Source organism: Rhizobium sp. 18055 (assembly GCF_902706285.1).
In the GTDB taxonomy this organism is placed as follows: Bacteria; Pseudomonadota; Alphaproteobacteria; order Rhizobiales; family Rhizobiaceae; genus Rhizobium.
On record NZ_CACSKD010000178.1, the window covers coordinates 1 to 493 of the forward strand.

1 protein-coding gene is annotated in these 493 nt (G+C 73.6%); it reads right to left on the reverse strand.

The genetic code is table 11. The features are described from left to right. Nucleotides 1-159: 159 nt before the first annotated feature. Nucleotides 160-493 (reverse strand): hypothetical protein (locus GVL52_RS31870; RefSeq protein WP_200847972.1); only part of this gene is annotated, 334 nt, incomplete at its 5' end.

The following is a 493-nucleotide window of genomic DNA, read 5'->3' on the forward strand; positions in this document are numbered from 1 at the left end:
CCGCCATCAACGCGGCGGTCGCGAAGGTTGCGGCGGCGGCACAGAGGCCGCGGGCGCGGGGGGTGGCTGCGTGGTGTGCCATGTCTTTCCTCGTCATGTCCAGGGATGCGGAAAAAGGTCCTGCGGATGCGTGCGCGTGGCGGCGGGAAGGCCGCGGATTCACGGTGCCGACGCGGCCGCCGGCGCTTCGAATCCGGGCTCGCCCGGGCCGCCCGCGGCGCGGCCGGGGCCGTAGATGAGCGATTGCGGGTTGTCGCTGAGGTTGCTGGCCGCGCGGCCCAGGCGGCGCACGGCGCGCGAGGTTTCGTCCGCCGCATGGTTCAGGCGCGGCAGGGTCACGCGGCCGAAGCGGTCGGCGGCCAGCGACAGCGATTCCGAGCTGTCGGCGATCTTGTCGATCGGCCCGCCCTCGACGCTGAGCTTGCGCACGGCGATCTTGACCTCGTTGGCGGCGTCGCCGGCGTTGGTGCCGGCCTGCCGCAGGGCCTTGAGC